This window comes from Marinobacterium nitratireducens (assembly GCF_014645375.1).
In the GTDB taxonomy this organism is placed as follows: Bacteria; Pseudomonadota; Gammaproteobacteria; order Pseudomonadales; family Balneatricaceae; genus Marinobacterium_A; species Marinobacterium_A nitratireducens.
The window spans coordinates 500,499-524,258 of sequence record NZ_BMLT01000002.1 but is presented as its reverse complement, the minus strand read 5'-3'; the positions used below and the strand labels follow the sequence as shown (position 1 = coordinate 524,258).

The window sequence follows — 23,760 nt, the reverse complement described above, 5'->3', positions numbered from 1 at the left end:
CACGCGTACTTTACTTCTTCTCGCACCCGTCCTTGCAGACGCCGTACAGGTACAGCGTACGGTCGGTAATGGTGAAGCCCAATTCCTCGGCAATGGCGTTCTGACGCTTGACGAGGTCGGGGTCGTGGAACTCGCGGACCTTGCCGCATTTCACGCACACCACGTGGTCATGCTGCTCGTCGCGGGACAGCTCGAACACCGAATGACCGCCCTCGAAGTGGTGCCGGGACACAAGGCCTGCCGACTCGAACTGGGTCAGCACGCGGTAGACCGTAGCCAACCCAACGTCCTCGCCCTGCTCCATCAGCAGTTTGTAGATATCTTCGGCACTGAAGTGATCGCCCTCACCTGCTCGTTCCAGAATCTGGTAGATCTTTACCCTCGGCAGGGTGACTTTCAGTCCTGCTTTACGCAGTTCCTGATTTTCAAGCGCCATACAATGTAATCTCTATGCTAATCGCGTATTTAAGTCCCGGACCGCCGAACAAATTGACACCCTTCGAACGGCTCCTTAGACTCCATTATCTTTATTTATGCACGAAAGTGGAAGTTTAAAGCAGATGCGAAAGTTTCTCGCAAGCATCGCCGTCAGTCTCTTGATTACCGGCTGCACATTCCCCGGCGTCCACAAGATCGACATTCCCCAGGGCAATGTCGTGACCCAGGAGATGGTCGACCAGCTCAAGCCCGGCATGACCCGCAATCAGGTGCGCTACATCATGGGCACTCCGCTGGTGACCGACACCTTCAGCCCCGACCGCTGGGACTACATCTACAGCCAGCAGAAAGGCGGCGAGGAACGTACGCAGAAAAACCTTTCACTGTTCTTCAGCGACAACAGCCTCCAGCGCATCAGCGGCGACTACCGCCCGGGTGGCGCTGCGCAGTAAGCCTTCCCCGCACAGAGTGCCCGAGCGGCGGTGCCTTGACACCGCCGGACTCCCGCTTCAGCCGCTCCCGGCTTCCTTCTTCGCCTTCATTTTCGCCGCCCGCTTGGCCCGGGCCTCCTTCGGATCCGCAATCAGGGGCCGATAGATTTCGACCCGCTGCCCGTCTTTCAGCACCTGGGTGCGCGGATTGGCGATCGCCTTGCCGAAGATGCCCATGGGGGCGTTCGACGGGTCGATTTCCGGAAACAGTTCGACGATACCGGAACGCACCACCGCCTCGTGCGCGGTGCAGTCATCCTCGACATGCAGCGAAATGATCTTCTGCTCGTGCGGCAGCGCGTAGGCCACCTCGACTGTAATCATCCTGAGTCCTCTCAAGCGTAAATCTGGTCGGCCCGGGTCACGAAGGCGTCAACCAGCGTCGTCGCGACCTGATTGAACACCTTGCCCATGGCGAGCCCGGTCAGCTTGCCGGTGAAATCGAAGCTCAGATCGAGACTCACCTTGCAGGCCTCGTCGCTGAGCGGCTTGAAGGTCCAGACACCGCTGAGCGTCGAAAACGGCCCCTCGACCAGTTCGATGGTCATCTTCACCGGATGCTCGAGCCGGTTGCGGGTGGCGAAGCTGTATTTCAGCCCCGCCTTGGACAGATGCAGCCGCGCCACCAGTTCCTCATCGGTATCGCGGATCACGTCGACCGAAGCGCACCAGGGCAGAAACTGCGGGTACGCCCGGACGTCGTTGATCAGCTCGAACATCTGTTCGGCGGTGTGGAACACCAGAGCGCTGCGCTCTACACGGGTCATCGCCATCGCTATCAGGCCAGTTTCTGGTATAGGTTAAGCGCAAAAATGATCGCCACGGCAACCGGCGACACCAGGCGCAGCACCAGATACCAGAGACGGAAATGCAGCTGTTTGGCAATTGCCAGTTCGCTCTCGACCACCCGGGTCTTGAGGAACCAGCCGACGTAGATCGCCAGCAGCAACCCGCCCAGCGGCAGCATGATGTTCGCCGTCACGAAGTCCAGGAAGTCGAAGGTATTCATGCCCAGCAGCGTGAAGTCGGACAGGAAGTTGAACGATCCCAGGCAGGCAATGCCAACGGCCCAGCCGGCAAAGCCCAGCAACAGGCAGGCCGGCAGACGTTCCAGGCCGAAGCGCTCCACCAACCAGGCGGTGGCCGGCTCCATCAGCGAAATCGCCGAGGTCCAGGCCGCGACGCCCACCAGCAGGAAGAACAGGAAGCCAAAGATCTGGCCGCCCGGCATCTGGCCGAACGCGACCGGCAGGGTAATGAAGATCAAGCCGGGGCCGGCGCCGGGGTCCATGTCATTGGCGAACACGATCGGAAAGATCGCCATGCCGGCGACCAGCGCCACTACGGTGTCGAGAATACCGATGGTCAGCACGGTACCGCCGATGGAGGCATTCTTCGGCATATAGGCGCCGTAGGCCAGGATCGCGCCCATGCCCAGCGACAGCGTGAAGAACGAATGCCCCAGCGCGACCAGCACGCTGTCCCAGGTCAGCGCCTCGAGGGAGAAGCTGAACAGGAAGGAGAGCCCCTCACCGAAGGAACCGGTGGTGAAGGAGTAACCCAGCAGCAACAGCAGCAGCACGAACAGCGCCGGCATCATGATGCGGGTGGCGCGCTCCAGGCCCTTGTTGACGCCGCCGACCACCACCAGCATCACCAGCACCACGAAGATCGAGTGATAGATCAGCATCGTCTGCGGCGCCGCCAGCAGCGCCTCGAAATGGCTGCCGGCCTGGTCGCGGCCGATATCGGTGTAGTCACCGTTGGCCATGCCGGCGATGTAGTGCAGCACCCAGCCGGCAATGACCGAATAGAAGGTGAAGATCATGAAGCCCGCCAGCGCGCCCATCCAGCCCAGCAGCTGCCAGCGGCTGGAGAGACCCGACTCGAGCGCGGTTTCCTTGACCGAGTTGATCGGGCTGCAGCGGCCGCGACGGCCCACCAGCACCTCGCCCATCATGATCGGAATGCCCACCAGCAGGATGCAGACCAGGTAAACCAGCACGAAGGCGCCGCCGCCGTGCTCACCGGTGATATAGGGGAACTTCCAGATATTGCCAAGCCCCACCGCCGACCCTGTCGCGGCCAGGATGAACACCCAGCGGCTGGCCCAGGTACCGTGTATAGACTGCCTTTCCTGCATTATTGCCTCTTGTTCCTGTGACGTGAACCGCGTTGCTGTCTCCGTCGGGGCGCCGGTCTGTTGGTCGACCGCTACGCATCGACTGACGGATGTGAAATATGCAACGCAAAGCGGGGCATTGTTCATATTTCGCGCGGATCAGGCAACTTTTTTAGGTCCCGCCACCGAATTGCCGCCCACAATGACGGAAAGGTTAGCAGTTCTCTTTCCAGCCACACTGCGCACCGATATAATCGCCCGCCATGGCAAAGAAGAAACCGAAGAACACCGGCTCGACCATCTGTCTCAACAAGAAGGCGAAGCACGAATACAGCATCGAAGAGAAATTCGAGGCAGGACTCGCGCTCACCGGTTGGGAAGTCAAGAGCCTGCGCGACGGCCGCGCCCAGCTGGTCGACTCCTACGTCGTGCTCAAAAACGATGAGGCCTGGCTCGTCGGGGCGCACTTCACCCCGCTGATCAGCGCCTGCACGCACGTCGTCGCCGATCCGCGCCGCGACCGCAAGCTGCTGCTGCACCGACGCCAGATCGACAAACTCTCTGCTGCCGTCCAGGCCAAGGGCTACACCTGCGTGGCGCTGGCACTGTACTGGAAACAGGGTCGCGTGAAGTGCGAAATCGCACTGGTGAAGGGCAAGAAGCTGCACGACAAGCGTGCCGCCGAGAAGGAGAAGGACTGGGATCGCCAGAAGCAACGCGTGATGGCGGCGCACTGAAGCACCGGCTCACGGCTCCTTTGATCTTTTTTGCAATATGCTGTGAACTTTCCGCAATAAGCGGCGGTCACAGAGAAAGGCCAGGGAACATCGGCTTCGCAGCACGGGAAATGAGGGATACCACCCGCGCCGCAAACGCCGTATAATGGCCGTCAGATTCGGGGGTGACTTGGCTTCGACGCCGATTACGAACCCTTGGGTGCATGTCGAGTTCGTAGTGAATCTCGTAAATCCGTCACTACACTAGTTATAGTTGCTAACGACGATAACTACGCTCTGGCTGCTTAAGTCAGCCAGCGCCGCGCTTTAAGGTGTCTGTAACTTAAAGATTTTGCGGTGTCATACGAGACAGAATCGCCCGGAAGCTTTGCCCTAAGCTGAACGGCTAAAACTAAAAGGGCTCGCCCACAACACCCTGGCTCTCGGGTCGTGACGGGTTAATCCAATAGAGAAGCCTAAACATGTAGAGCTTAAGGCAGAGGATTGGCGGACGCGGGTTCGAAACCCGCCACCTCCACCAAATTGCACAAAAGAAGGTCACCGAAGGTGGCCTTTTTTGTGCAATTTTGAAGGCAATCTCGCACCGTAGGATGGGTGGAGCCGCCACCGTGCCAGGCTCACCGCCTGGCACCAGGCCTCCGGCGGCGTAACCCATCGCCCCCTGCTCCCTGAACGGCATCAACGTCCTGCAACCGAGTTGAAAAGCTCAAGCAAAACGGCACGACCTGGCTTCACTTCCCTGGAACCGGCTAGGATTTCTTATGGCAGCACCCGCATTGCTGCTGGATTGGCGGACAGGGCACGGAGCCGAAGGAACAGAACACGCAACAGTCACCCGGTTTGGGGCGCAGCAACGCCTTACAATGGCCGCACTCGTAAAAGAACTGGCAAGCGTCCGTAGGCATGGTTTCCCGGTGGGTATGCCCGCAATGCGGGCAGGTTAACTCGGACTCTAGAATGACGTCGCTCACGATGACGTTACCTTTCGATACCGGAAGGGGTAGCCTGCATTTATCGTCGCCTCGGTCAGCCCCTTCGGTTGCAGCTCCGGGGACAGTATACTCGATTCCACTCCTGACCGACTGGGTGCCGCACTGCGAAAACAATTGAGCTGGACGCTGATCTATGTCGGCGACTCGTTCAAGCGAGACTTTGCGCATACTGGCGTCGACGCCCCACACAACTGCGCCTGCACTCCCTACCAAAGGCCCCTCCACTGTCGCCAGCGCCGCCCGGCTGGCTTAGAATAGTCGCCATCTCAATCGCAAATAGCTTCACAAGTCGTAACCTAAATGATTTTCGATATCGATCGCCTTCGCGCCTTTGGCGACCGTCCCTGCCTCATCGAGGCTGACGGCACCGTTCTTGACTACGCCGGTTTTGCCGACCGCGCCGAAGCCTTCGCCCGGACGCTGGGCTCCGGTGGCGAACGGCAGCTGATCGCCATAGAAGCGGCCTCGGAGCCGGACGCCATCGCCGCCTATATCGGTACCCTGGCGGCGGGGCACGCGGCGATGCCGGTGCCGGCGGGCGATACGGCCACCGCCGAACGACTCGCGCAGCGCTTTCGCCCGGCAGCGAGCTTTCGCCGCATTGACGGGCACTGGCAACTGGTATGGCACGAAGAGCCGGCAGCGCCACTGCACCCGGACCTGGCGCTGCTGCTGCAGACCTCCGGCAGCACCGGGCACGGCCGCGGCGTGCGGCTGTCCGCCCGGGCTGTGGCGGCCAACGCCGCGTCCATCGTCGAATACCTCGGCCTTCGCGCCGACGATCGCGCAGCGCTGATCCTGCCGTTGCACTACTCCTACGGTCTGTCGGTACTGCACTCCCACCTGCTGTGCGGTGCCAGCCTCTGGCTGTACCCGAATTCGGTGCTCGAGTCCGGATTCGCGGCCGCGCTTGAAGAAAGCGGGGCCACCAACCTCGCCGGCGTGCCGCATCACTACAGTCTGCTCGAGAGCGCCGGTCTCGGCGCCCGGCTGCCGGACCGCCTGCGTTTGATGACGGTGGCCGGCGGCGCCATGCCGGCGCCACAGGTGCGCAAATGGGCGCAGCGGATGGCGACCCGCAACGGCGACTTCGTGGTGATGTACGGGCAGACAGAGGCCACCGCGCGTATCGCCTGGCTGCCGCCCGCCCTGGCGACGGAGAAACCGGACGCCGTCGGCATCGCCATTCCCGGCGGCGAGCTGCTGCTGCGGGACGCGAACGGCCTGCTCATCGAGACACCCGAGGCGGAGGGCGAGCTGGTTTATCGCGGCCCGAACCTGATGCTCGGCTATGCCGAGGACCACAGGGACCTCATGCGCGGCGCCGAACTCAGTGAACTCGCAACCGGTGATCTGGCCCGGCGCGACCGCGACGGCATATACCGCATCTCCGGCCGGCTCTCGCGGATGTCCAAGATCGCCGGCCTGCGCATTGGCCACGACGCCCTGGAGCGGGCGCTGGCGGACTGCGGGAACGAGGTCGCTGTCTGGGGCGACGACCGCCGTATCGCCATCGCGGTTACCGGCGCCCGCGTCGATGTCACGACGATCCGCTCCCGCGCCGCCGAACTCGCCGGCATCGGCGAGCGACACTTCGAGATCCGGTTGCCGAGCGAGCTGCCGCGTCGCGCCAATGGCAAGATCGACTACCCGGCACTGAAGGCCGAACCCGGCGCGAACGCCGGGACCGGCAGCGTGCTGGCGGCGTTTCGCGCTACCTTCGCGCCACGCCGGGTGCGTCCCGACGATTCCTTCGCCGGGCTGGGCGGCGATTCGCTGTGCCACGTGGAGCTGACGCTGGCGCTGGAGGAACGCCTCGGCGGCGTACCCAACGGCTGGGAACGGATGCCTATCTCCGAACTCGAGAATGCCAGGCCCGCGCAGCGCCACGGCGTGCCCACCGAACTGCTGGCGCGGGTGCTGGCGATCCTCGCGGTGGTGGTTACGCACCAGACGCTCTGGCCCGTCTACGGCGGCGCCGCGGCGATGGTGATACTGATGGGCATGAGCGTTGCCGCCTACCGCTGGGATGCGCTGGCCGACGGCGACTTCAGGTCCTACCTGGCGCCAATGGCGGGGGTGTTGCTGCCCTACTACGCGGTACTCGCCGGCTACGCGCTGGCCTGGGAACAGGTACCCTGGGTGTCGGTGCTGATGCTCGGCAACTTCGCACTGACCACCCCCGAGACGCACCAGATGCTGCCGTACCTTTACTGGTTCGTCGAGGCGTACGTACAGATCTCGCTGCTGCTGGCGTTGCCGTTCCTGTTGCCGCCGCTGCGGCGCTGGCTGAAAGGGCCGCCGTCGGTACGGGCTTCGCGGCGGTTGCGCTTCGGGCTCGGCCTGCTGGCACTGGCGCTGTTGCTGCGCCTGACCGTGCCCGAAATCTGGCCGATGCACGGCCGGGCGCTGTTCACCCTGCCCTGGGTGCTATACCTGTTCGCGCTCGGCTGGTGCATCACCGCCGTCGTAACGGCCCGGGGCCGCCTCGGGGTGTTCGGCCTCGCCTGCCTGATCATGCCGCTGGCGGCCTACCTCGGCGGCAACTGGCACGGTAGCTGGATCAAGTACCTGAGCCTGCTGGCGCTGGTCGGCCTGCTGTGCTTCGTGCCCTTCATCCGGCTGCCGCGGCGGGCGGTCCGGCCGCTGATGCGGCTCGCCCAGGCGGCCTTCCCGATCTACTTGCTGCACCGTCTGGTCCCCGAAGTGCTACTGCCGATGGCAGGAATCGACGGAAAGGGCCCGTTGGTCGACACCCTGGCGATCGCCGGCGGCATCGGCCTGGGACTCCTCGCCGCCACGCTGCAGCGCCGCCTGCTGGCACGCCGGGGCGGCGACCTGGAGCGGCGGGTTCCCGCGGCGGCCTGACCGCCGCGGGGCCGGCCCGACGGATCCCGGCGGAGATCCCGCTCAGAGGGGAGAGTACATGAACGGGGTCAGGTTCTGCTTTTTGCCTACCGATAAAATGCCGGAACAAAATGTAAGCCCAGCCCTCCCCTGTCGCACAGCTTCGTGCTCCTTTCTCGGGGTAATGCACCTTGCCCGAAACCGTTGAGGCAGATCGAACTCATCGCCCGCGGAGCGGGCTCCTGCAGGGGGTAGCGCGCCTACGTCGGTTCACGCTGCAGAACCCTGGGCAGATGGTAAGCAACCAAGCCGATCACCAGTCCCCAGAAGGCGCTGCCGACACCGGCCAGCGCCATGCCCGAGGCGGTCACCAGGAAGGTCAGCAAGGCTGCATCCCGGATTGCATCCTCTTTCAGCGCTGCCGCCAGGCTGTTGCTGATGGTGCCGAGCAGCGCCAGGCCTGCGATGGCCATCACCAGCTGTGACGGAAAGGCCGCGAACAGCGCGGCGACCGTGGCGCCGAAGATACCCGTCAGCAGGTAGAAAAAGCCGGCCCAGGCGGATGCGAGATAGCGTCGTTGCGGGTCCGGGTCCGCTTCCCGGCCCATGCAGATGGCGGCGGTGATGGCGGCCAGGTTGAAGGCAAAGCCGCCAAACGGCGCCAGCAGCAGGCCGGTGATGCCGGTGCTGGTGATCAGCGGTGATGCCGGGGTGTCGTAACCGTTGGCGCGCAGCACCGCGAGTCCGGGCACGTTCTGCGAGGCCATGGTGACGATGAACAGCGGCACGCCGACACCGATCAGGGCCGGTACGGAGAACGTCGGCGAGGTCCAGATCGGTATGGCCAGCTCCCAGCCGAGCGACCCGACCTGCAGCAATCCCTGAAGCGCGCAGACCGACAGGCCCGCCGCCAGCGTCAGCGGGATAACGTAACGGGGCAGCAGCAGGCGCCCCAGCAGGAAAGTCAGCAGCATGGCACCGACCAGCAGCAGCTGGCTTTCCATCGCCGTGAACAGCTGCAGCCCGAACTGAAACAGAACCCCGGCCAGCATGGCCGCCGCCAGCGGCGCGGGCACCTGCTGCATCAAACGATCGAACCATCCGGTGATGCCGCAGAGGGTTATCAGTGCCGAACTGAACAGGAACACCCCCACCGCCTCGTTCAGGCTCAGACCGGACAGGCCGGTGACCAGCAGCGCGGCCCCCGGCGTCGACCAGGCGGTGAGCACCGGCGTGCGGAAATACAGCGAGAGGCCGCCGCTGGTCAGCGCCATGCCGATTCCCAGCGCCCACAGCCAGGAGCTGATTTCGGCAGCGCTGGCGCCGGCGGCGGAGGCGGCCTGGAAGATGATCGCGGCAGAGCTGGTATAGCCGACGAGAACGGCCACGAAACCGGCCGAAATATGAGAAAGGCTGGGTGAAAAGCGCATAATGTTTCCCGCCGATAAAGGTGCCGATGTCACTGCTGCTGAACCGGAGCTTCGCGTTTGCCGACCCCATGCCTGGAAAGGATGGACGTTATAACGCACAATACCCGCAAGGATACGCCCGTGCGTTATAACGCACAATCATTTTGCCGTATGGGAACCCGATGAAAGAACCCGGTCAGTATCTGGCACAGGCGCTCAGATCGCGACGCCAGACCAAAGGATGGAGCCTCGATCAGGCCTCGCGGCATACGGGGGTCAGCAAGGCCATGCTGGGCCAGATCGAGCGCGGCGAGTCGAGCCCGACGGTGGCAACGCTGTGGAAAATCGCCACGGGTTTCGGCGCGGCGCTATCCGATTTTCTCGAGCCGCCGGCGCTGGACGACGACAGCGCCGTGCGCCAGACCGACGAGCTGAGACACCGGCCAGCCGTCGACGCGATGCTGGTCGCCTCCCTCTTTCCCTATGATGCGGCGCTGGGCTTCGAGATGTTCGAGCTGACACTGATGCCCGGCTATACTCGCAGCTCCGAGCCCCACGCACCCGGCGTGATCGAGCATGTGGTGCTGTTGCGTGGCGGGATGGAGCTGCTGATCGACGGCCAGTGGAAGCCGCTGCAGGCCGGAGACGCCATCCGCTTCGCTGCCGACCGCCCCCATGGCTATCGTAACCCGGGCCTTGAACCGGCGGTGTTCCACAACCTGATTCACTATCCCCCACCCCGATAACCCGATCGGGCAACTTCCGGCAGCGGCCGGTTCGGAGCTATCTTGAGCATTGCACACTGGGGCCTGGCACTGCTGATCGTGCTGGCATGGGGCCTGAACTTCGTCGTTATCCGCTTCGGGCTGGACGAACTCCCGCCGCTGCTGCTTGGCGGGCTGCGGTTCACCCTGGTCGCCTTTCCGGCGATGCTGTTTGTCAAACCTCCGAAACTGCCGCTCAAGTGGCTGCTGGCCTACGGTGGCTTTATCAGTCTCGGACAGTTCGCGCTCCTGTTCAGCGCCATGTATGTTGGCATGCCGGCGGGCCTGGCGTCGCTGGTGCTGCAGTCGCAGATGCTGTTTACCATGCTCTTCGCGCTGCTGTTTCTGGGGGAGCGGCTGCAGCTGCCGCAGGTTATCTCACTCGTGGTTGCCGTGACCGGTCTTGTGTTTCTGGCACAGGCCACTCCCACCACGGAAATGACGCTGATCGGCTTTCTGCTGACCGTCGCCGCAGCGGCGAGCTGGGGTATGGGCAACATCATCAACCGCCATATCGCCCAGCTCGGAAACCTCAACCTGATGAGCCTGGTGGTCTGGGGCGCGCTGGTTCCGCCGATTCCGTTCTTCCTGCTCTCGCTCTGGCTGGAGGGGCCGGCGCTGATCGCCGAAAGCCTGGCCGGCATGGGCTGGAAGTCGGTGGGAGCCCTGGTTTATCTGGCACTGGTGGCGTCGCTGTTCGGCTATGGCAGCTGGGCCTTCCTGATGAGCCGCTATCCGGCTTCCACCGTGGCGCCACTCACCCTGCTGGTGCCGGTTGTAGGTCTGCTTACGGCCTGGCTGGTGCTGGGCGAAGGGGTGAGCCTGCTCCAGGCGTTTGGCATCGTCCTGATTTTGCTGGGGCTGATGATCAACGTCTTCGGCCAGCGCATAAGGCTGCGACTGAGGTTGCGCCGCGTGGGGGTGAAAAGCCCCGACGTCTGAGGCCGTTCCGGGCACCAGCCAGATGCGGCCCCTGAACTCAGGCGGCACCCGGCGGCGGACAACGCCACCGGGCAATGCCGCTACCAGCCCATCATTCCGTGCTGGCCGTGCTGCTGCAGCTTCTCTTTCTGCTCTGCTGTCAGCAGGTCTTCGATCCGGTTCTGCGCCTCCAGCCAGTCCCGGGTCATCTCCTGCCGCAATTCGAACAGGCGCTGCTGCTGCTCGAGGATGGCGTCGGGATTCCGCTTGTCGGCGAGGTAGAGCTGGCGCAGTTTACCGGCCCCCTCGTGCATAGTGCCCATCCGGTCCCAGTGTTTTTTGCGCAGTTCCTGATGAATCTGCGCAATCTGCTGCTGCTGATCGTCACTGAGCCCCAGCAGCTGGGCCATGCCATCGCCCCCGTGCATCGGTCCGCAACCGCCCATCATGCCGGGCCCCATCATGCCAGCACCGCCCATCATTCCCGGCCCCATCATGCCGGGACCCATCATCCAGCCATAGCCCATACCATAACCGTGTTCGCCCCAGCCGTGGCGGCCCTTGCCATCCTCGTCCATCATCGAGCCGGACATCATGCCGGTGCCGTGGGCGATTGCCGTTGATGCACTGCCAAGAAGACTAAGCGCCAGTACCAGCGCAAGCCCCGGGCGTTTCGCCAATCTTGCCTTCATCGTTCCACACTCCCGTTCCGGATTCATACAGACGCAGGCTTTGCCGGTGCGTCTATCTGCCATTAAGGCTAGACCCAAATGGCCGGGTGGAAAGCAAAACCGGTCCCACCCGAAACTTTGTTCCCTGACCCGAGTGCCGCCCCCGATCCCCCGATTCGGTCATACACTATAGATATCCACAATCGTCGGTCGCACCGTCCGACCCTCTGGATACCGACATGAACGTCGACGCGGTACGTCTGTTCGTCGGGTAAGGCGACGGGCGGAGACTGGCACAGGGTTTGCTAAAGACAGGGGATACCCACAGTCAGTACCGGGGAGGTACTGTGTATGCACTCACCGAAAAATGCCACGGCGGAATTCCTCCTCGCCGCCAAGCGCGCCGAGATCACATCGCTCAATCAGCTGGTCGCCAGTTGCGAGCTGGTCACCCGGGTCAACGACCTGATCCACGAGCTGCAACGCGAACGCGGATTGTCGAACCTGTTCCTGCAGTCCGGCGGCCAGCGCAGCCGTGAGCCACGCGCCGAGCAGATCGAGCGCAGTCGCTGCGCCGAGGAGCAGCTGCGCGAGTATCTGCTCAAGCTCGATACCGAAGCCGGGCCGCTGTCGGGCAGTGCCCGCCTGTTCAACAATATCGCCTATGTACTGCACGGCCTCGACGAGCTGCAGGCACAGCGCGAGGCGACGGACCGCCAGCACCTGACCGCAACGGAGTCCACCGCCAGCCTCAGCGACCTGGTCTCGGGCCTGCTGGCGGTCGTGTTCGAGGCCGCGGACATTTCCGGCGACCCCGAGCTCACCCGCTCGCTGGTGGCACTGTTCAACTTCATGCAGGGCAAGGAATACGCCGGCCAGGAGCGCGCCTGGGGCGCGATGGGCTTTGCCGCCGGCCGCTTCGAGCCTGTGCAGCTGGAACGGCTGGCGCATTTGCGCGATTCCCAGAGTCGTTGCTTCGAGCTGTTCGTTCAGTTCGCAGAGCCCGAGCAGGTCGCCGGCTGGCAGACGCTGGAACAGGGCGACGCCACCGGCGAGCTGACCCGGCTGCGCGAGGTGATCAGCCGGGTCGAGGCCGGCGCCGGCCTGCCGCCGGATATCAGCGAAGTCTGGTACGACGTCTGCACCCGGCGCATCGACGCCATGCAGACGCTGGAACGCCAGCTCTCGGCGTCGCTGTCACAGCTCAGCAGTCACCGGATGCGTCAGGCCTGCGACAAGCTGCAGCAGCAGCACGACCACCTGCAACTGCTCACCTCGATGCCCGGCCCCACCGCCTCGCCGCTGAGCCAGATGCTCGAGGACGAGGACAGTGCGACAGCCTCCGGCATGGCCCCGGAGCACGGGCTGGTGCGTTCGCTTTACGACATGATCAAGGCGCAGTCCGAACGCCTGCAGACAGTCAATGACGAGCTCACCGAAGCGCGGGAAGCACTGCGCGACCGCAAGCGTATCGAACGCGCCAAGGGACTGTTGATGCAGCGCAAGGGCCTGAGCGAAGAACAGGCCTACCGCACCCTGCAACAGACGGCAATGGCCGCCAACAAGCGCCTGATCGATGTCGCCCGGCTGGTAATCGACGATTTCGGCCGGGGCAGCCACGAATAGCGTCCGATGAGCCGTTGCGGGGCAAAACCCGCTGCGGCCGCACCACTCGGGCGCACGAAATGGATTCGCTCCGGCCCCGAATTCCATCATCACCGACAGCTCAATCAATTGAATATAAAGGATTTTTAGTATGAGCCTTTGAACTGGTACGGCTATTGCTGTTTACCGGATAAGAGTCGGGCCAGCGTTGGCCCGCGACAATTGATGAGTTTCCTGGATAACGGCGTCCAAATCCCCTCCTGAAAAGGCGGGCGATCATTGGGCGCCGTTTTTTTTATCTGTGCATCGGGCCGGTGCTGCTCAGGCAGCAGAGCGGATCGGCGCAACCCGGTTTTTTACCACTGAGCGAGGCAACCAAGATGGCATATCTCATTCCCTCCGAGTTCGTGACCAAGATGGTGGACGCAGGTGAATCGAAGATTTACATGTCCACCCGCGATACCCTGATCCGGGCCTACATGGCCGGCGCAATTCTGGCACTGGCGGCGGTGTTCGCGGTGACGGTCGCGGTGCAGACCGGCGTGTTCCTGATCGGCGCCATCCTGTTTCCGATCGGCTTCTGCATGCTTTACCTGATGGGCTTCGATCTGCTGACCGGAGTCTTTATGCTGACGCCGCTGGCCTGGCTCGACAAGCGCCCCGGCGTGACGCCAAAGCAGATTCTGCGCAACTGGGGCCTGGTATTCGTCGGCAACTTCGCCGGCGCTCTGACCGTGGCCTTCATGATGTCCTTCGTCTTCACCTACGGCTACAACACCGACGGCGGCGCCATCGCCGAGAAGGTGGCCGGCATCGGTGAAGCCCGCACCGTCGGCTACGCCGCCTATGGTTTCGACGGCTGGCTGACCATCTTCATCCGCGGCATGCTTTGCAACTGGATGGTGTCGATGGGCGTCGTCGGCGCGATGATCTCCACCCACGTCAGCGGCAAGATTCTGGCCATGTGGATGCCGATCATGCTGTTCTTCTTCATGGGCTTCGAGCACTCCGTGGTCAACATGTTCCTGTTCCCGTTCGCGCTGATCATGGGCGGCGACTTCTCGGTCATGGACTACCTGGTCTGGAACGAAATCCCGACCGCGCTCGGCAACCTGGTCGGCGGCCTGGCCTTCACCGGCCTCACCCTCTACACCACCCACGTCCGCACCGCCAAGAAGCGTGCCGTGAAGCCGCAGGCCGGCAAGGGCTCCGTGGCAACCGTTTAACAACCTGTTGAGCCCTCCCCTGTCTTACCCGGCCAGCTCCTGGCCGGGCCTTCTCCGGGCCAGACTATGACCAGCCGACTCAAGCTTCGCATCGGCCAGCACTCCGACAGGGGCCGCAAGCCGCAGAACCAGGACTGCCACGGCGCCCTGATCCCGCGCGAGCCGCAGCTTAGCCTCAAGGGCGCCGCCCTGGCGATGGCAGACGGCATCAGCTCGAGCAGTGTCAGCCAGGTTGCCAGCGCAACCGCGGTGCAGTCCTTTCTCGACGACTATTACTGCACCTCCGAAGCCTGGTCGGTGCGCAACGCCGTCGAGCGCGTGCTGACCGCCACCAACTCCTGGCTCCATGCCCAGACCCGCAACAGCGAATACCGCTACGACAGGGACCGGGGCTACGTCTGCACCCTCAGCGCCCTGGTGGTCAAGGGCGCCACCGCACATCTGTTTCACGTCGGCGACACCCGCATTTACCGCGTCCGGGGCCAGGCCCTGGAGCAGCTGACCAAGGACCACCGGCTGTGGCTATCCGCCGAGGAAAGCTACCTGAGCCGGGCGCTGGGTATCGACGAGCAGCTGGAACTGGACTATCAGGCGCTGCCGGTGCATCCGGGCGATACCTTCCTCATCGCCACCGATGGCGTCTACGAACACGCCGACACCCGCTTCATGCTCGACTGCCTGCGCGACCAGGCGCATGACCTCGACGCCGCGGCACAGCTGATCGTCGGGCACGCACTGGAGCGCGGCAGCAGCGACAACCTCAGCCTGCAGATCCTCTGCGTCGACGAGGTCCCGGGCCCCGAACACAGGGGGCTTCAGCTGCAGGTCGAGGAACTGCCTTTGCCGCCGCAGCCACAAGCGGGCCTGCCGTTGGACGGCTACCGCATTGTGCGCGAAATCCACGCCAGTAGCCGCAGCCACGTCCATCTTGCCGAGGACCTCGAAAGCGGCGCCCGGGTGGCGCTGAAAACCCCGTCGATCGATCTTGGCGAGGACCCGGCCTATCTCGAGCGCTTTATGCTGGAGGAGTGGATCGCCCGGCGCATCAACAGCGTCCACGTGCTGAAGGCCGCGCCGGCGACGCGCCCGCGCAGCTGCCTGTACACCGTCAGCGAATATATCGAGGGCCGCACCCTGGCACAGTGGCTGCGCGACAATCCGGAGCCCGGGCTGGAAAAGGTGCGCGACTTCGTCGGGCAGATCGCCCTCGGCCTGAACGCCTTCCACCGCATGGAAATGCTGCACCAGGACCTGCGCCCCGAGAACCTGATGATCGACCAACAGGGCACCCTGAAGATCATCGATTTCGGCTCGACCCGCGTCGCCGGCATCCTCGAGTCGGGCCAGGGGCACGAGCAGCCGCACCTGCTGGGCACCGCGCTTTACTCGGCGCCGGAGTACTTTCTCGGCGAGCCCGGTAGCACCCGCTCGGACCTCTACTCGCTGGCGGTGATCGCCTACCACATGCTGTCCGGCCGTTTTCCCTATGGCACCGACGTGCCCAAAGCCAGGACCGCCGCCGCGCAGCGCCGCCTGCAGTACCGCCCGCTGCTCGACGACGAGCGCGAGATTCCGTCCTGGATCGACGAGACCCTGAAAAAGGCGCTGCACCCCGACCCGCAAAAGCGCTACGGGGAACTGTCGGAATTCGTCTACGACCTGCGCCATCCCAGCCAGGCCTTTATCGACCGCACGCGACCGCCGTTGATGGAGCGCGATCCGGTACGGTTCTGGCAGGGCGTCTCGCTGTCGCTGGTGCTGGTCATTGTTTTCATGCTGCTGCCCTGACCGGCAGTGGCCAAAGGACCATCCCAAAGGAGCAAACCACCATGATAGAAAGCCGTGAAGCCGTCACCCGGATGATCGTCGCCGCCAAGGTTCGCAAGGGCATCAAATGGAGCGACGTGGCCGCCGAGATCGGCCAGTCGAAGGAATGGGTCACCGCCGCCTGCCTGGGGCAGATGACCTTCAGCAAGGCGCAGGCGGAGATCGCCGGCCGGATTTTCGAGCTGCCGGACGAGGCGGTCGCCTGGCTGCAGATTGCGCCCTACAAGGGCTCGCTGCCGACCGCGGTGCCCACCGACCCGCTGATCTACCGCTGGTACGAGGTGGTCAACGTTTACGGCAGCACCATCAAGGAACTGATCCATGAAGAGTTCGGCGACGGCATCATGAGCGCCATCGACTTCTCGATGGACATCCAGCGCGAGGAAGATCCCAAGGGCGACCGCGTGAAGGTGGTGCTGTCGGGCAAGTTCCTGCCCTACAGGACCTTCTGAGGTTCCTGAGCCCCGGCCGGGGCTCAGGATTCCTCGACGATCAGGGTGCAGGTCATGCTGGCGCTCGGGAGGAGCGGCTCGCCGTCTTCAGCTGCGCCATTCGGCCGGCGTCTTGCCGGTCCAGCGCTTGAAGGCACGACAGAAACTGCTGGACTGGGAGAAGCCCAGCCGGTAACTGATTTCGCCCAGGGAGATATGACTCTGCTGTATCAGCTGCAGCGCCTCCTCCCGGCGCACGTCGTCCACCAGCTGCTTGTAGCTGCGGCCATGGTCCTGCAGCTTGCGTTGCAGGGTTCGCACGCTGACGTTGAGACTGCGGGCGACTAAATCCATTTCCGGCTCGCCCTCGGCAAGACGCTCGCGCAGCAGAAGCCGGACCTGTTTCGGCAGGTCGGCCTGCTGCAGTCGCCGCAGGTATTCAACGCAGATCAGGTCGTTGGCCTGCGCCAGTTCCGCGTTGGCGGTCGGCAATCGCTGCGTCGCCGTATCGCGGTCGACCTCCAGCCAGGCGTAGCCCTGGTCGAACAGGATCGGGCACTTGAACATGCGCCGGTAACTGCTGATGTCGTCGGGTTCCGGCCGCGTCAGGCCAACCCGTAGCGGCCGGAATTCGCCCGGTACCAGCAGCCGGCAGGTCAGGGTACTGAGCGCGATGATGGCCTCGAACTGCTGATCGGTGAGCATATCGGCAAAACCGGGCCGGGCACGGCCCCAGAAGCACAGCCGGTCGCCGTGATCGTCGAGGCCGGTTTCGGCGCAGGTGGTGAGGATGTCGAAATAGCGATTGAAGCGGTCCAGCGCCGCGCGCAGATCTTCACTGGCCCAGATCGCAAAGCCCACGGCATGCAGGGTGGGTGGCCTGACGTGGCGCGCCACTGTGAGCCCGAAACAGGGATCTTTGCTGGCTTCGGAGGCGAGCCGGAACAACCGGCTGGTGCGGCGCACGTCGATACGTACGTTGGGGTCACGCGCCGCCTCGAGGTCGATCCCGACACTTTGGATCAGCGGCTCGGCGTCCACGCCATAGCTATCCAGCGCCCGTGCGATCGCCAGTATCCAGCCGCCCAACGTCGTCGCTGATTCGCCCATTCTGGTTCTTGCCGTCCTGTGCCCTTGTTCTGTTAATGCACCACGATTGGCAACAGATTACCCCGATTCCGCACCCTGTGCATTCCCTAGACGCCAACTTGCTGTCCCCTGATGCCATTGGCTTGTCGCACCAAAACACCGGGGGCATCTTAATACCATTGACTGCGTCCGGGCGTCTGTCGAGCCTAAGGCTGATCTGCTGCGCAAGATCGGCCCGGTCTGGCGGCATCCCCGCGCAGCAACTTCTCGCATAACTACAACACCACGAGACCCGAACCATGCAGACACGTATCATGCCCCCGGCCGAAGAGGCCTATCATTTTCCCCTGCTCATCAAGCAGCTGCTGCTGTCGAACCAGCGCTACGAGCGCGAGAACGGCATCGTCTACCGTGACGGCCAGCGTTTCAGCTATCGCGAATTCAACGAGCGCGTGTGCCGCCTCGCCAATATGCTCGGCGAGCTCGGCGTCAAGGCCGGTGATACCGTTGCGGTGATGGACTGGGACAGCCACCGTTACCTCGAATGCTTCTTTGCCGTGCCGATGATCGGCGCCGTACTGCATACCGTGAATATCCGTCTGTCCGCCGAGCAGATGGTCTACACCATGAACCACGCCGAAGACAAAGTGGTGCTGGTGCATGAAGACTTCCTGCCGCTGGCCGAAGGCTTCAGCAATGAGCTGACCACTGTGGATAACTGGATTCTGCTGAGCGAAGGCGATACCGCGCCCGCCACCCGCCTGCCCGCCGCCGGCGAGTACGAGGCCCTGCTGCGCGCCGCCGACAGCCACTACGACTTCCCGGATTTCGACGAAAACTCCATCGCCACCACCTTCTATACCTCCGGCACCACCGGCAACCCCAAGGGTGTGTTCTTCAGCCACCGCCAGCTGGTGCTGCACACCCTCAACATGATCAGCGCACTGACCACCATCAATGGCAAGCCGCTGCTGAGCAACGACACCGTCTACATGCCGGTGACGCCGATGTTCCACGTGCACGCCTGGGGCATTCCCTATGCCGCCACCATGCTCGGCGCCCAGCAGATTTATCCGGGCCGCTACGAGCCTGACCGTCTGGTGCGGACGATCCGCGAAGAGGGCGTCACCTTCTCCCACTGCGTGCCGACCATCATGCAGATGCTGCTGCACAGCGAGGAGGCGAAGAAAACCGATTTCTCCAAATGGAACCTGATGATCGGTGGCAGCGCGCTGCCCGAAGGGCTGGCCCGCACCGCTGCGGACCTCGGCATCGAAATCTTCAGCGGCTACGGCATGTCGGAAACCTGCCCGCTGATGAGCACCACCCGTCTGGATCGCAATGTGCGTACGCTGGACAGCGAACAGCAGATCGCCTATCGGAAAAAGGCCGGCGTGCCGACCAACCTGGTCGATATTCAGATCTGGGGACCGGACGGCAAGCCCCTGCCCCACGACGGCGTGGCCACCGGCGAAGTCGTCACGCGCGGGCCCTGGATGACCCAGAGCTACCTCAACGAGCCGGAAAAAGGCAACGAGCTGTGGCAAGGCGGCTGGCTGCACACCGGCGATGTCGCCGCCATTCACCCCGACGGTTATGTCGAAATCCGCGACCGCATCAAGGACGTGATCAAGACCGGCGGCGAGTGGCTGTCATCGCTGGAGCTGGAAAGCCTGATCAGCAGTCACCCGGATGTCGACAGCGTTGCCGTGGTCGGCGTGCCAGACGAGCGCTGGGACGAGCGCCCGCACGCGCTGGTCATCGCCAGGAACGACGAGCTGACCGCGGACATCCTCAAACTCCACCTGTTGCAGTACGTCAAATCCGGACATATCAACAAGTGGGCGATCCCTGAGCAGATCGACTTCGTCGACGACATCCCCAAAACCTCGGTCGGCAAGATCGACAAGAAGCGTATTCGCGCTCAGCTGGCCTGACACCGGCACACCGGGGCGGCGCATTCAGCGCCGCCCCGTTTCTGATTTTCCCCTCCACACTCCCCTTTTGATTGAGGCATGGACGCCTTCTTTTTTAGCTCTAGTTCGGATCAGCGTCGGATGGCTGAAGCCGCCATAGCGACGCCCTATCAGTGCGGAGCACCGTCCCGGCGGCGTAACCCACCATGTTCCCGGTTTGCCGCGATGCCCGAACGAACTTCCCGATGGGCGTATGGTCAAACCGACTCATTGATGGGTTGCGCCGCGTCAACCTCACTGGATGCGTTAACAGTGTGCCAATGCGGCTCCACCCATCCTACTTTATTGCCCCTGGCACCGGCTCTCAGGTTAGAGTGCGGCAGCCCGCTAGAAAAGCCGGACCCAGCCGGTGATACCGCGGTAATTCAGTTGCTGCCAGCCGTCGTCCTGCTGTTCCAGCAGCTCTGCGTCGTCCAGCGATGGCAGCCAGCCGATCACCGCCGCATCATCGGCGGGGGCGATTCTGAGCCGGTCGTCGGCCAGCGGCCGCGGTGCCTGCAGCAAGGGCCCGATGGCCGCCCCGCCCGCGGTGGCGAGTTCCCCGAGGTCCTCGGACGTCAGCATCTCGGACAGCACCACAGCCGGAGCCTCGCCCAGCGGCGGCTGCCAGTGACAGACCGCCAGTACGTGATCATCGAGACCGAGTTCGACCGCAGCGCTGTGCTCGCCGACACGGTCGACACCACGCCCCACCAGGTCCCAGCCGTCGAAACGGGCGAAATCGTCCAGTTCCGGCACCTCCAGCCTGACCGCCGCTCCGCGTGAGTAAATCCGCACCAGCTGGTCGAGGCCGGCGCCGCGCCCGGCCAGGTCCGGCGTGCATTGCACCAGGGCGCCGCCGCTGTTGCCATGGGGCAGCACCCGCAAAACGCACTGGTGTTCCGGCGCCGGCGTCACGGCACAGTTCAACTCGAAATAGAGCCGGCGGATTCGCGGCCACTGCCCCGCCGCAAAGCCCGGCGAGAAACGCACCCGCACCTGCAGCGCCGACCAGACCGGCGCCTGGGCGACCTTCTGGCGAATCGACGCCGCGCCGTCGCCCAGCACCAGCTCGAGCATATCCTCCGTCCCCTGACTCGGCCGTGCCGGCCGCAGCTCTCCGCCGCTCAGCTGGGTCCAGCTCCAGACCGGCGGCTGCTCGCTGTGGACGGCGTAAAGCGCTTCGCCGCGGCGCAGAGTTCCCTGCCGGGACGGCTGCAGCGAAACGATCAGATTGTGCCCCTCCGGCAGCGGCGGCCCGTCCGGGTCGAGCTCCAGCGCCTTGAGCTCGACCCCGGCAATGCGAGCCTGCTGATAGTCCGGCACCACCAGCCCCAGCGCCAGCGGATCCAGCCGCGTCTCGCCGCGGCTGTTCAGTTCCGCGATCGCCTGCGGCGTCTGGCTGTCGCTGAGCCCGAGCTTCAGCGGCAGCTCGCGTTCCTGGAAGCTGAAATCCTCCAGCAGCTGCTGACGCACCCGATCGAGGTTCTGCCGGTACAGCGGCTCCAGCACCTCGGCGCGCGCCAGCAGCGCCGCGGCATCGTCATCGTCCCGTACCAGTTCGTCTATACGGTCCGCCACCTCGGTCAGCTTCCAGTCGACGCGAATCGGCTTGAGCACCGTGGTTTCGTAGGCCCGGACCATCAGGTACAGGTAGTGCAGCAGCGTCAGTCTCGCCCGCTGCGCCATCTGCTGCACCACGGCGGTGGCCTCGGCATCGAGCCGGGCGGCGGTGGCGGCGCGCGACTGCTGCAGACTGACCACCGCCGCGGCATTTCCGGTAATTCGACCGTAGCCCGCGCCCAGCGTCTGGAAAGCGCTGGCAAGACTGTCGAACAACGCCACCTTGCGTTCGTTGAGGGCACGGATATCCCGCACCAGGTCCTGCCAGGCCTCGCTCTCCGACTGCAGTTCCTGCAGTTTCGCCTCGACCTCGGATGCCGGCACCTGCAGCGCCCTTATCCCCTGCGACACCTCGGACAACGCCGGCCCCAGGCCATCGCCAACCTGCGCCCAGGCCGATGCGCGCTGGCTTGCCGCCGCTCCATCCTGGCCGGTGTCGCCCTTGTCCTGTGCGGCCTGAGCGCCGCTGCCCTTGGACTTCTTCGCCGCCTCCCGGGACTTGCTCAGTACCTCGCCCATCTGCGAGAGGGTATCGGGTACGCCGCTGCCATCGTCCCCCACCAGGCCCGCTGCGACCCCGGCCAGCGAGCCGACGGTGCCCAGCGCCGGCTGACCCACGGGCACCACCTGACAGATCGCCGCGGCGACATGAATCGCGGCGCGGATCTGCGCCTGGCGGTCCAGTTCGCCCTGCGCCTCGGTCAGCAGACGGTTCCGCAGCGTCTGGAGCCGGTTGCCGAGAGTCGCAAGCTCGGCTTCCAGCACCGATATGCGGCCACCGAGGTCGTCGATCTCCGCTTCTGCGTTCAGCACCTGCTGCGCCGCCTGGCGGCTCTCGTCATTGAGGCTGTCGATACTCTCGCCCAGCGCCTTTACCGTCGCGCCGGCCTCGTCGGCGCGACGCTGCACCCAGCCGGCGAGGAGCAGGGTGCGCAGTGCACGACGCGTCTCCTCGCGATACAGCTGCACCGTTCCCTGCAGCGAAAACAACGGCGTAAAGCCCGCGGCATGGCCGAAGTAGTCCAGCTGACCGCGCAGGCGCTGCAGCATCGACGCCACCTCGCTCTGCAGACTGCGCCACAGCGCCTGGCTGCCCTCGCCCCAGGCGTCCAGCGACGGCGCCTCGCCCGCCAGCGACGCTTCGTACGGCTGCAACAGCCTCTCGACCTGCGGATGGCGGCCGGCAAGGTAAAGGTCGCGGGCGTATTCCAGGGTTTTCTGCACCCCCAGCGGATGCAGCCAGGCGCAGGGCTCGTCCAATAGCTGCGTTGCGGGCGTCGATCCGTCGGGCTTGTCATTGCCGTCGTAGGCCGCGTTCGCACCGGCCTTGCTGGTATTGCTCGCGGTTTTCTTGATTTCGTTGGAGGCATTGTCGGTGCCGAGCAGGTTTTCCCACAGCTTGACCCGGTACTTCGCCGCCTGGACCGGCCGGCCGGCACGGCCGCCGGGATAGCGTCTGCGGTCCGCGCTGCCCGCCGCGCCACCATCGTTCAGCAGCAGCGGCGCCAGTGCCGGCAGGCTGGTGTACAGGCGCCCGCCATTCCCCCCCGCCCCGGGCGCACCGGGCGGCAGCGCCGCGGTGCCGTTGCCGGGAAATTCGTCGATACCGATCTTGCCACTGGCGACCTTGATGGCCGTAAAATGCCAGGCGTAGTCGATATACACCGCCGCCGGCTTGAACTTCAGCGTCGCCTTGCTGGTGGAGATCTTGGAATCGACGATCTTGAACGGGACCGAGGTATAGCCCGGCAGGTCCTTGCCCTGACTGCCGGGCAGGCCCTCGCCCGGCTGTTGCCCGGCGCCGCCCCGCGCCAGCAGTCGCGGCCGGGTATCAGCGGCCGGTTCCAGCTCCCGGACGAAGATCCGCAGATCGCCGGCATGGCGGCCATCGGCGCCGTTCTCGCCAGCTTTGCCGCCGACGGCTTTGGGCGCCCTGTCCAGCGCCCAGTCCAGCGGCGAGGTATTGATCGCCGCCCGCTCGCCCTTCCAGATCAGTCGCCTGGCATGGATCACCACCTCCGCTTCCGGCAGCGAGAGCTCGTCGCAGACTTCGAGGGTGTCGCAGCAGATCAGCAGCCGCGATGTCGCCACCCGCGGCGCCCTGGGGTCCAGCGTCTGCGCACGCTCCACGTGCAGCTGCGTCCAGAGTCCGTTGTCGTCACCCGGCGCCAGGCGGATATGCACACCGACCAGGGTATGGCTTTCGCTGTCGTCGGCGTTGCGGTTGACCAGATGATTCAGAAAGAGGGTGCTGGTGGCGTCAGGGCAGTCCGGGTAACCGGCCAGCAGGCTGCGTTGCATGCTGGCACAACTGTGGTCGCGCTGTTCGGGAACATTCATCGGGCGCCTCCTGGCGGATGTTGTCCTGGAAGCCGTACAGCCGCGCGACGGCGCTCGCTGCCGGCCCTCGAAGACTAGCCAAAGGCCGGTCAAAATCCAAACAGTTGTTTGCCTGACGCCGCCACGCACAAGCCCCATACCGGTGCACAACGGGGAAAACCATCGCACCATGGGAGTGCATCATCGCCGGGCAGCGGCGGGGACCAGCGGCTCGCACAAGTAAAGTCCGATATTTAGGCACCATGGCACCTGAATTGCTTAAACCAGGTAAG

The 23,760-nt window shown here is 64.3% G+C and carries 19 protein-coding genes and 1 other RNA gene; 11 read left to right on the top strand and 9 right to left on the bottom strand.

Features of this window, described 5'->3' with window-relative positions; genetic code table 11:
- Positions 1–10 precede the first annotated feature (10 nt).
- Positions 11–436 (bottom strand): ferric iron uptake transcriptional regulator, encoded by a 426-nt coding sequence (gene fur / locus IEX85_RS05305; protein WP_188859097.1) that lies wholly within the window; start codon positions 434–436, stop codon positions 11–13.
- A 124-nt stretch (positions 437–560) separates the two neighbouring features.
- Between fur and IEX85_RS05300 the strand changes: the two genes are divergently transcribed.
- Positions 561–890, top strand: a complete 330-nt coding sequence (locus IEX85_RS05300; RefSeq protein WP_188859095.1) for an outer membrane protein assembly factor BamE — start codon at positions 561–563, stop codon at positions 888–890.
- Positions 891–947: 57 nt separating this feature from the next.
- Here the strand turns inward: IEX85_RS05300 and IEX85_RS05295 are convergent, their stop codons facing one another.
- From IEX85_RS05295 to IEX85_RS05285, 3 genes are read right to left on the bottom strand one after another with little or no spacing between them, the layout of a single operon-like run.
- On the bottom strand, positions 948–1,253 hold the full coding sequence (locus tag IEX85_RS05295; protein ID WP_188859093.1) for an RnfH family protein: 306 nt from the start codon (positions 1,251–1,253) through the stop codon (positions 948–950).
- Positions 1,254–1,264: 11 nt separating this feature from the next.
- On the bottom strand, positions 1,265–1,696 hold the full coding sequence (locus IEX85_RS05290) for a type II toxin-antitoxin system RatA family toxin (RefSeq protein WP_188859091.1): 432 nt from the start codon (positions 1,694–1,696) through the stop codon (positions 1,265–1,267).
- A gap of 11 nt (positions 1,697–1,707) precedes the next feature.
- On the bottom strand, positions 1,708–3,072 hold the full coding sequence (locus tag IEX85_RS05285) for a sodium-dependent transporter (protein WP_188859089.1): 1,365 nt from the start codon (positions 3,070–3,072) through the stop codon (positions 1,708–1,710).
- A 242-nt stretch (positions 3,073–3,314) separates the two neighbouring features.
- Here IEX85_RS05285 and smpB point away from each other — a divergent pair, with 242 nt between their 5' ends.
- Both smpB and ssrA read left to right on the top strand, forming a co-directional pair.
- Positions 3,315–3,788: an SsrA-binding protein SmpB gene (gene smpB, locus IEX85_RS05280; protein WP_188859087.1), complete on the top strand. Its 474-nt coding sequence runs from the start codon at positions 3,315–3,317 to the stop codon at positions 3,786–3,788.
- A 160-nt stretch (positions 3,789–3,948) separates the two neighbouring features.
- Positions 3,949–4,308: a transfer-messenger RNA gene (ssrA, locus tag IEX85_RS05275) on the top strand.
- 229 nt (positions 4,309–4,537) lie between these two features.
- Here ssrA and IEX85_RS24295 read toward each other — a convergent pair.
- Positions 4,538–4,948 carry a GDCCVxC domain-containing (seleno)protein gene (locus IEX85_RS24295; protein WP_505717683.1) on the bottom strand — a complete coding sequence of 137 codons (411 nt, stop codon included), beginning with the start codon at positions 4,946–4,948 and terminating at the stop codon, positions 4,538–4,540.
- A gap of 132 nt (positions 4,949–5,080) precedes the next feature.
- Here IEX85_RS24295 and IEX85_RS05270 point away from each other — a divergent pair, with 132 nt between their 5' ends.
- Positions 5,081–7,648 carry an AMP-binding protein gene (locus IEX85_RS05270; RefSeq protein WP_188859080.1) on the top strand — a complete coding sequence of 856 codons (2,568 nt, stop codon included), beginning with the start codon at positions 5,081–5,083 and terminating at the stop codon, positions 7,646–7,648.
- A gap of 239 nt (positions 7,649–7,887) precedes the next feature.
- On the opposite strand, the gene IEX85_RS05265 is transcribed toward IEX85_RS05270, so the two are convergent.
- Entirely contained in the window at positions 7,888–9,057 is a 1,170-nt protein-coding gene (locus IEX85_RS05265; RefSeq protein WP_188859077.1) for a benzoate/H(+) symporter BenE family transporter, read from the bottom strand.
- Between the two features lie 161 nt (positions 9,058–9,218).
- Here IEX85_RS05265 and IEX85_RS05260 point away from each other — a divergent pair, with 161 nt between their 5' ends.
- Together IEX85_RS05260 and IEX85_RS05255 are read left to right on the top strand one after the other, a co-directional pair.
- On the top strand, positions 9,219–9,782 hold the full coding sequence (locus IEX85_RS05260; protein WP_188859067.1) for a helix-turn-helix domain-containing protein: 564 nt from the start codon (positions 9,219–9,221) through the stop codon (positions 9,780–9,782).
- Positions 9,783–9,824: 42 nt separating this feature from the next.
- Positions 9,825–10,742 carry an EamA family transporter gene (locus IEX85_RS05255; protein ID WP_188859065.1) on the top strand — a complete coding sequence of 306 codons (918 nt, stop codon included), beginning with the start codon at positions 9,825–9,827 and terminating at the stop codon, positions 10,740–10,742.
- Positions 10,743–10,822: 80 nt separating this feature from the next.
- Here IEX85_RS05255 and IEX85_RS05250 read toward each other — a convergent pair whose 3' ends face one another.
- The gene (locus tag IEX85_RS05250) at positions 10,823–11,413 is read right to left on the bottom strand and encodes a Spy/CpxP family protein refolding chaperone (protein ID WP_188859063.1); all 591 of its coding nucleotides are present in this window, start codon (positions 11,411–11,413) and stop codon (positions 10,823–10,825) included.
- A 330-nt stretch (positions 11,414–11,743) separates the two neighbouring features.
- Between IEX85_RS05250 and IEX85_RS05245 the strand changes: the two genes are divergently transcribed.
- The 4 genes from IEX85_RS05245 to cynS all read left to right on the top strand — a co-directional run bounded on the left by IEX85_RS05245 (position 11,744) and on the right by cynS (position 16,502).
- Entirely contained in the window at positions 11,744–13,018 is a 1,275-nt protein-coding gene (locus IEX85_RS05245; protein WP_188859061.1) for a nitrate regulatory protein, read from the top strand.
- Between the two features lie 359 nt (positions 13,019–13,377).
- Positions 13,378–14,223 carry a formate/nitrite transporter family protein gene (locus IEX85_RS05240; RefSeq protein WP_188859059.1) on the top strand — a complete coding sequence of 282 codons (846 nt, stop codon included), beginning with the start codon at positions 13,378–13,380 and terminating at the stop codon, positions 14,221–14,223.
- A gap of 66 nt (positions 14,224–14,289) precedes the next feature.
- On the top strand, positions 14,290–16,011 hold the full coding sequence (locus IEX85_RS05235) for a bifunctional protein-serine/threonine kinase/phosphatase (RefSeq protein WP_188859057.1): 1,722 nt from the start codon (positions 14,290–14,292) through the stop codon (positions 16,009–16,011).
- A 41-nt stretch (positions 16,012–16,052) separates the two neighbouring features.
- Entirely contained in the window at positions 16,053–16,502 is a 450-nt protein-coding gene (gene cynS / locus IEX85_RS05230; protein WP_188859055.1) for a cyanase, read from the top strand.
- A gap of 87 nt (positions 16,503–16,589) precedes the next feature.
- Here the strand turns inward: cynS and IEX85_RS05225 are convergent, their stop codons facing one another.
- Complete coding sequence (locus IEX85_RS05225) at positions 16,590–17,591, bottom strand: AraC family transcriptional regulator (RefSeq protein WP_188859053.1); 1,002 nt, start codon at positions 17,589–17,591, stop codon at positions 16,590–16,592.
- A 278-nt stretch (positions 17,592–17,869) separates the two neighbouring features.
- Between IEX85_RS05225 and IEX85_RS05220 the strand changes: the two genes are divergently transcribed.
- Positions 17,870–19,507 carry a fatty acid--CoA ligase gene (locus IEX85_RS05220; RefSeq protein WP_188859051.1) on the top strand — a complete coding sequence of 546 codons (1,638 nt, stop codon included), beginning with the start codon at positions 17,870–17,872 and terminating at the stop codon, positions 19,505–19,507.
- 366 nt (positions 19,508–19,873) lie between these two features.
- Here IEX85_RS05220 and IEX85_RS05215 read toward each other — a convergent pair whose 3' ends face one another.
- Positions 19,874–23,488 (bottom strand): SH3 domain-containing protein, encoded by a 3,615-nt coding sequence (locus IEX85_RS05215; RefSeq protein ID WP_188859049.1) that lies wholly within the window; start codon positions 23,486–23,488, stop codon positions 19,874–19,876.
- Positions 23,489–23,760 lie beyond the last annotated feature (272 nt).

What these genes read in the sequence shown, in the direction of transcription:
- IEX85_RS05295 (WP_188859093.1), bottom strand. Translation starts at nt 1,253, where the DNA reads ATGATTACAGTCGAGGTGGCCTACGCGCTGCCGCACGAGCAGAAGATC.
- fur (WP_188859097.1), bottom strand. Translation starts at nt 436, where the DNA reads ATGGCGCTTGAAAATCAGGAACTGCGTAAAGCAGGACTGAAAGTCACC.
- IEX85_RS05300 (WP_188859095.1), top strand. Translation starts at nt 561, where the DNA reads ATGCGAAAGTTTCTCGCAAGCATCGCCGTCAGTCTCTTGATTACCGGC.
- IEX85_RS05270 (WP_188859080.1), top strand. Translation starts at nt 5,081, where the DNA reads ATGATTTTCGATATCGATCGCCTTCGCGCCTTTGGCGACCGTCCCTGC.
- cynS (WP_188859055.1), top strand. Translation starts at nt 16,053, where the DNA reads ATGATAGAAAGCCGTGAAGCCGTCACCCGGATGATCGTCGCCGCCAAG.
- IEX85_RS05225 (WP_188859053.1), bottom strand. Translation starts at nt 17,591, where the DNA reads ATGGGCGAATCAGCGACGACGTTGGGCGGCTGGATACTGGCGATCGCA.
- smpB (WP_188859087.1), top strand. Translation starts at nt 3,315, where the DNA reads ATGGCAAAGAAGAAACCGAAGAACACCGGCTCGACCATCTGTCTCAAC.
- IEX85_RS05265 (WP_188859077.1), bottom strand. Translation starts at nt 9,057, where the DNA reads ATGCGCTTTTCACCCAGCCTTTCTCATATTTCGGCCGGTTTCGTGGCC.
- IEX85_RS05235 (WP_188859057.1), top strand. Translation starts at nt 14,290, where the DNA reads ATGACCAGCCGACTCAAGCTTCGCATCGGCCAGCACTCCGACAGGGGC.
- IEX85_RS05285 (WP_188859089.1), bottom strand. Translation starts at nt 3,072, where the DNA reads ATGCAGGAAAGGCAGTCTATACACGGTACCTGGGCCAGCCGCTGGGTG.
- IEX85_RS05260 (WP_188859067.1), top strand. Translation starts at nt 9,219, where the DNA reads ATGAAAGAACCCGGTCAGTATCTGGCACAGGCGCTCAGATCGCGACGC.
- IEX85_RS05245 (WP_188859061.1), top strand. Translation starts at nt 11,744, where the DNA reads ATGCACTCACCGAAAAATGCCACGGCGGAATTCCTCCTCGCCGCCAAG.
- IEX85_RS24295 (WP_505717683.1), bottom strand. Translation starts at nt 4,948, where the DNA reads ATGCGCAAAGTCTCGCTTGAACGAGTCGCCGACATAGATCAGCGTCCA.
- IEX85_RS05220 (WP_188859051.1), top strand. Translation starts at nt 17,870, where the DNA reads ATGCAGACACGTATCATGCCCCCGGCCGAAGAGGCCTATCATTTTCCC.
- IEX85_RS05290 (WP_188859091.1), bottom strand. Translation starts at nt 1,696, where the DNA reads ATGACCCGTGTAGAGCGCAGCGCTCTGGTGTTCCACACCGCCGAACAG.
- IEX85_RS05215 (WP_188859049.1), bottom strand. Translation starts at nt 23,488, where the DNA reads ATGAATGTTCCCGAACAGCGCGACCACAGTTGTGCCAGCATGCAACGC.
- IEX85_RS05240 (WP_188859059.1), top strand. Translation starts at nt 13,378, where the DNA reads ATGGCATATCTCATTCCCTCCGAGTTCGTGACCAAGATGGTGGACGCA.
- IEX85_RS05250 (WP_188859063.1), bottom strand. Translation starts at nt 11,413, where the DNA reads ATGAAGGCAAGATTGGCGAAACGCCCGGGGCTTGCGCTGGTACTGGCG.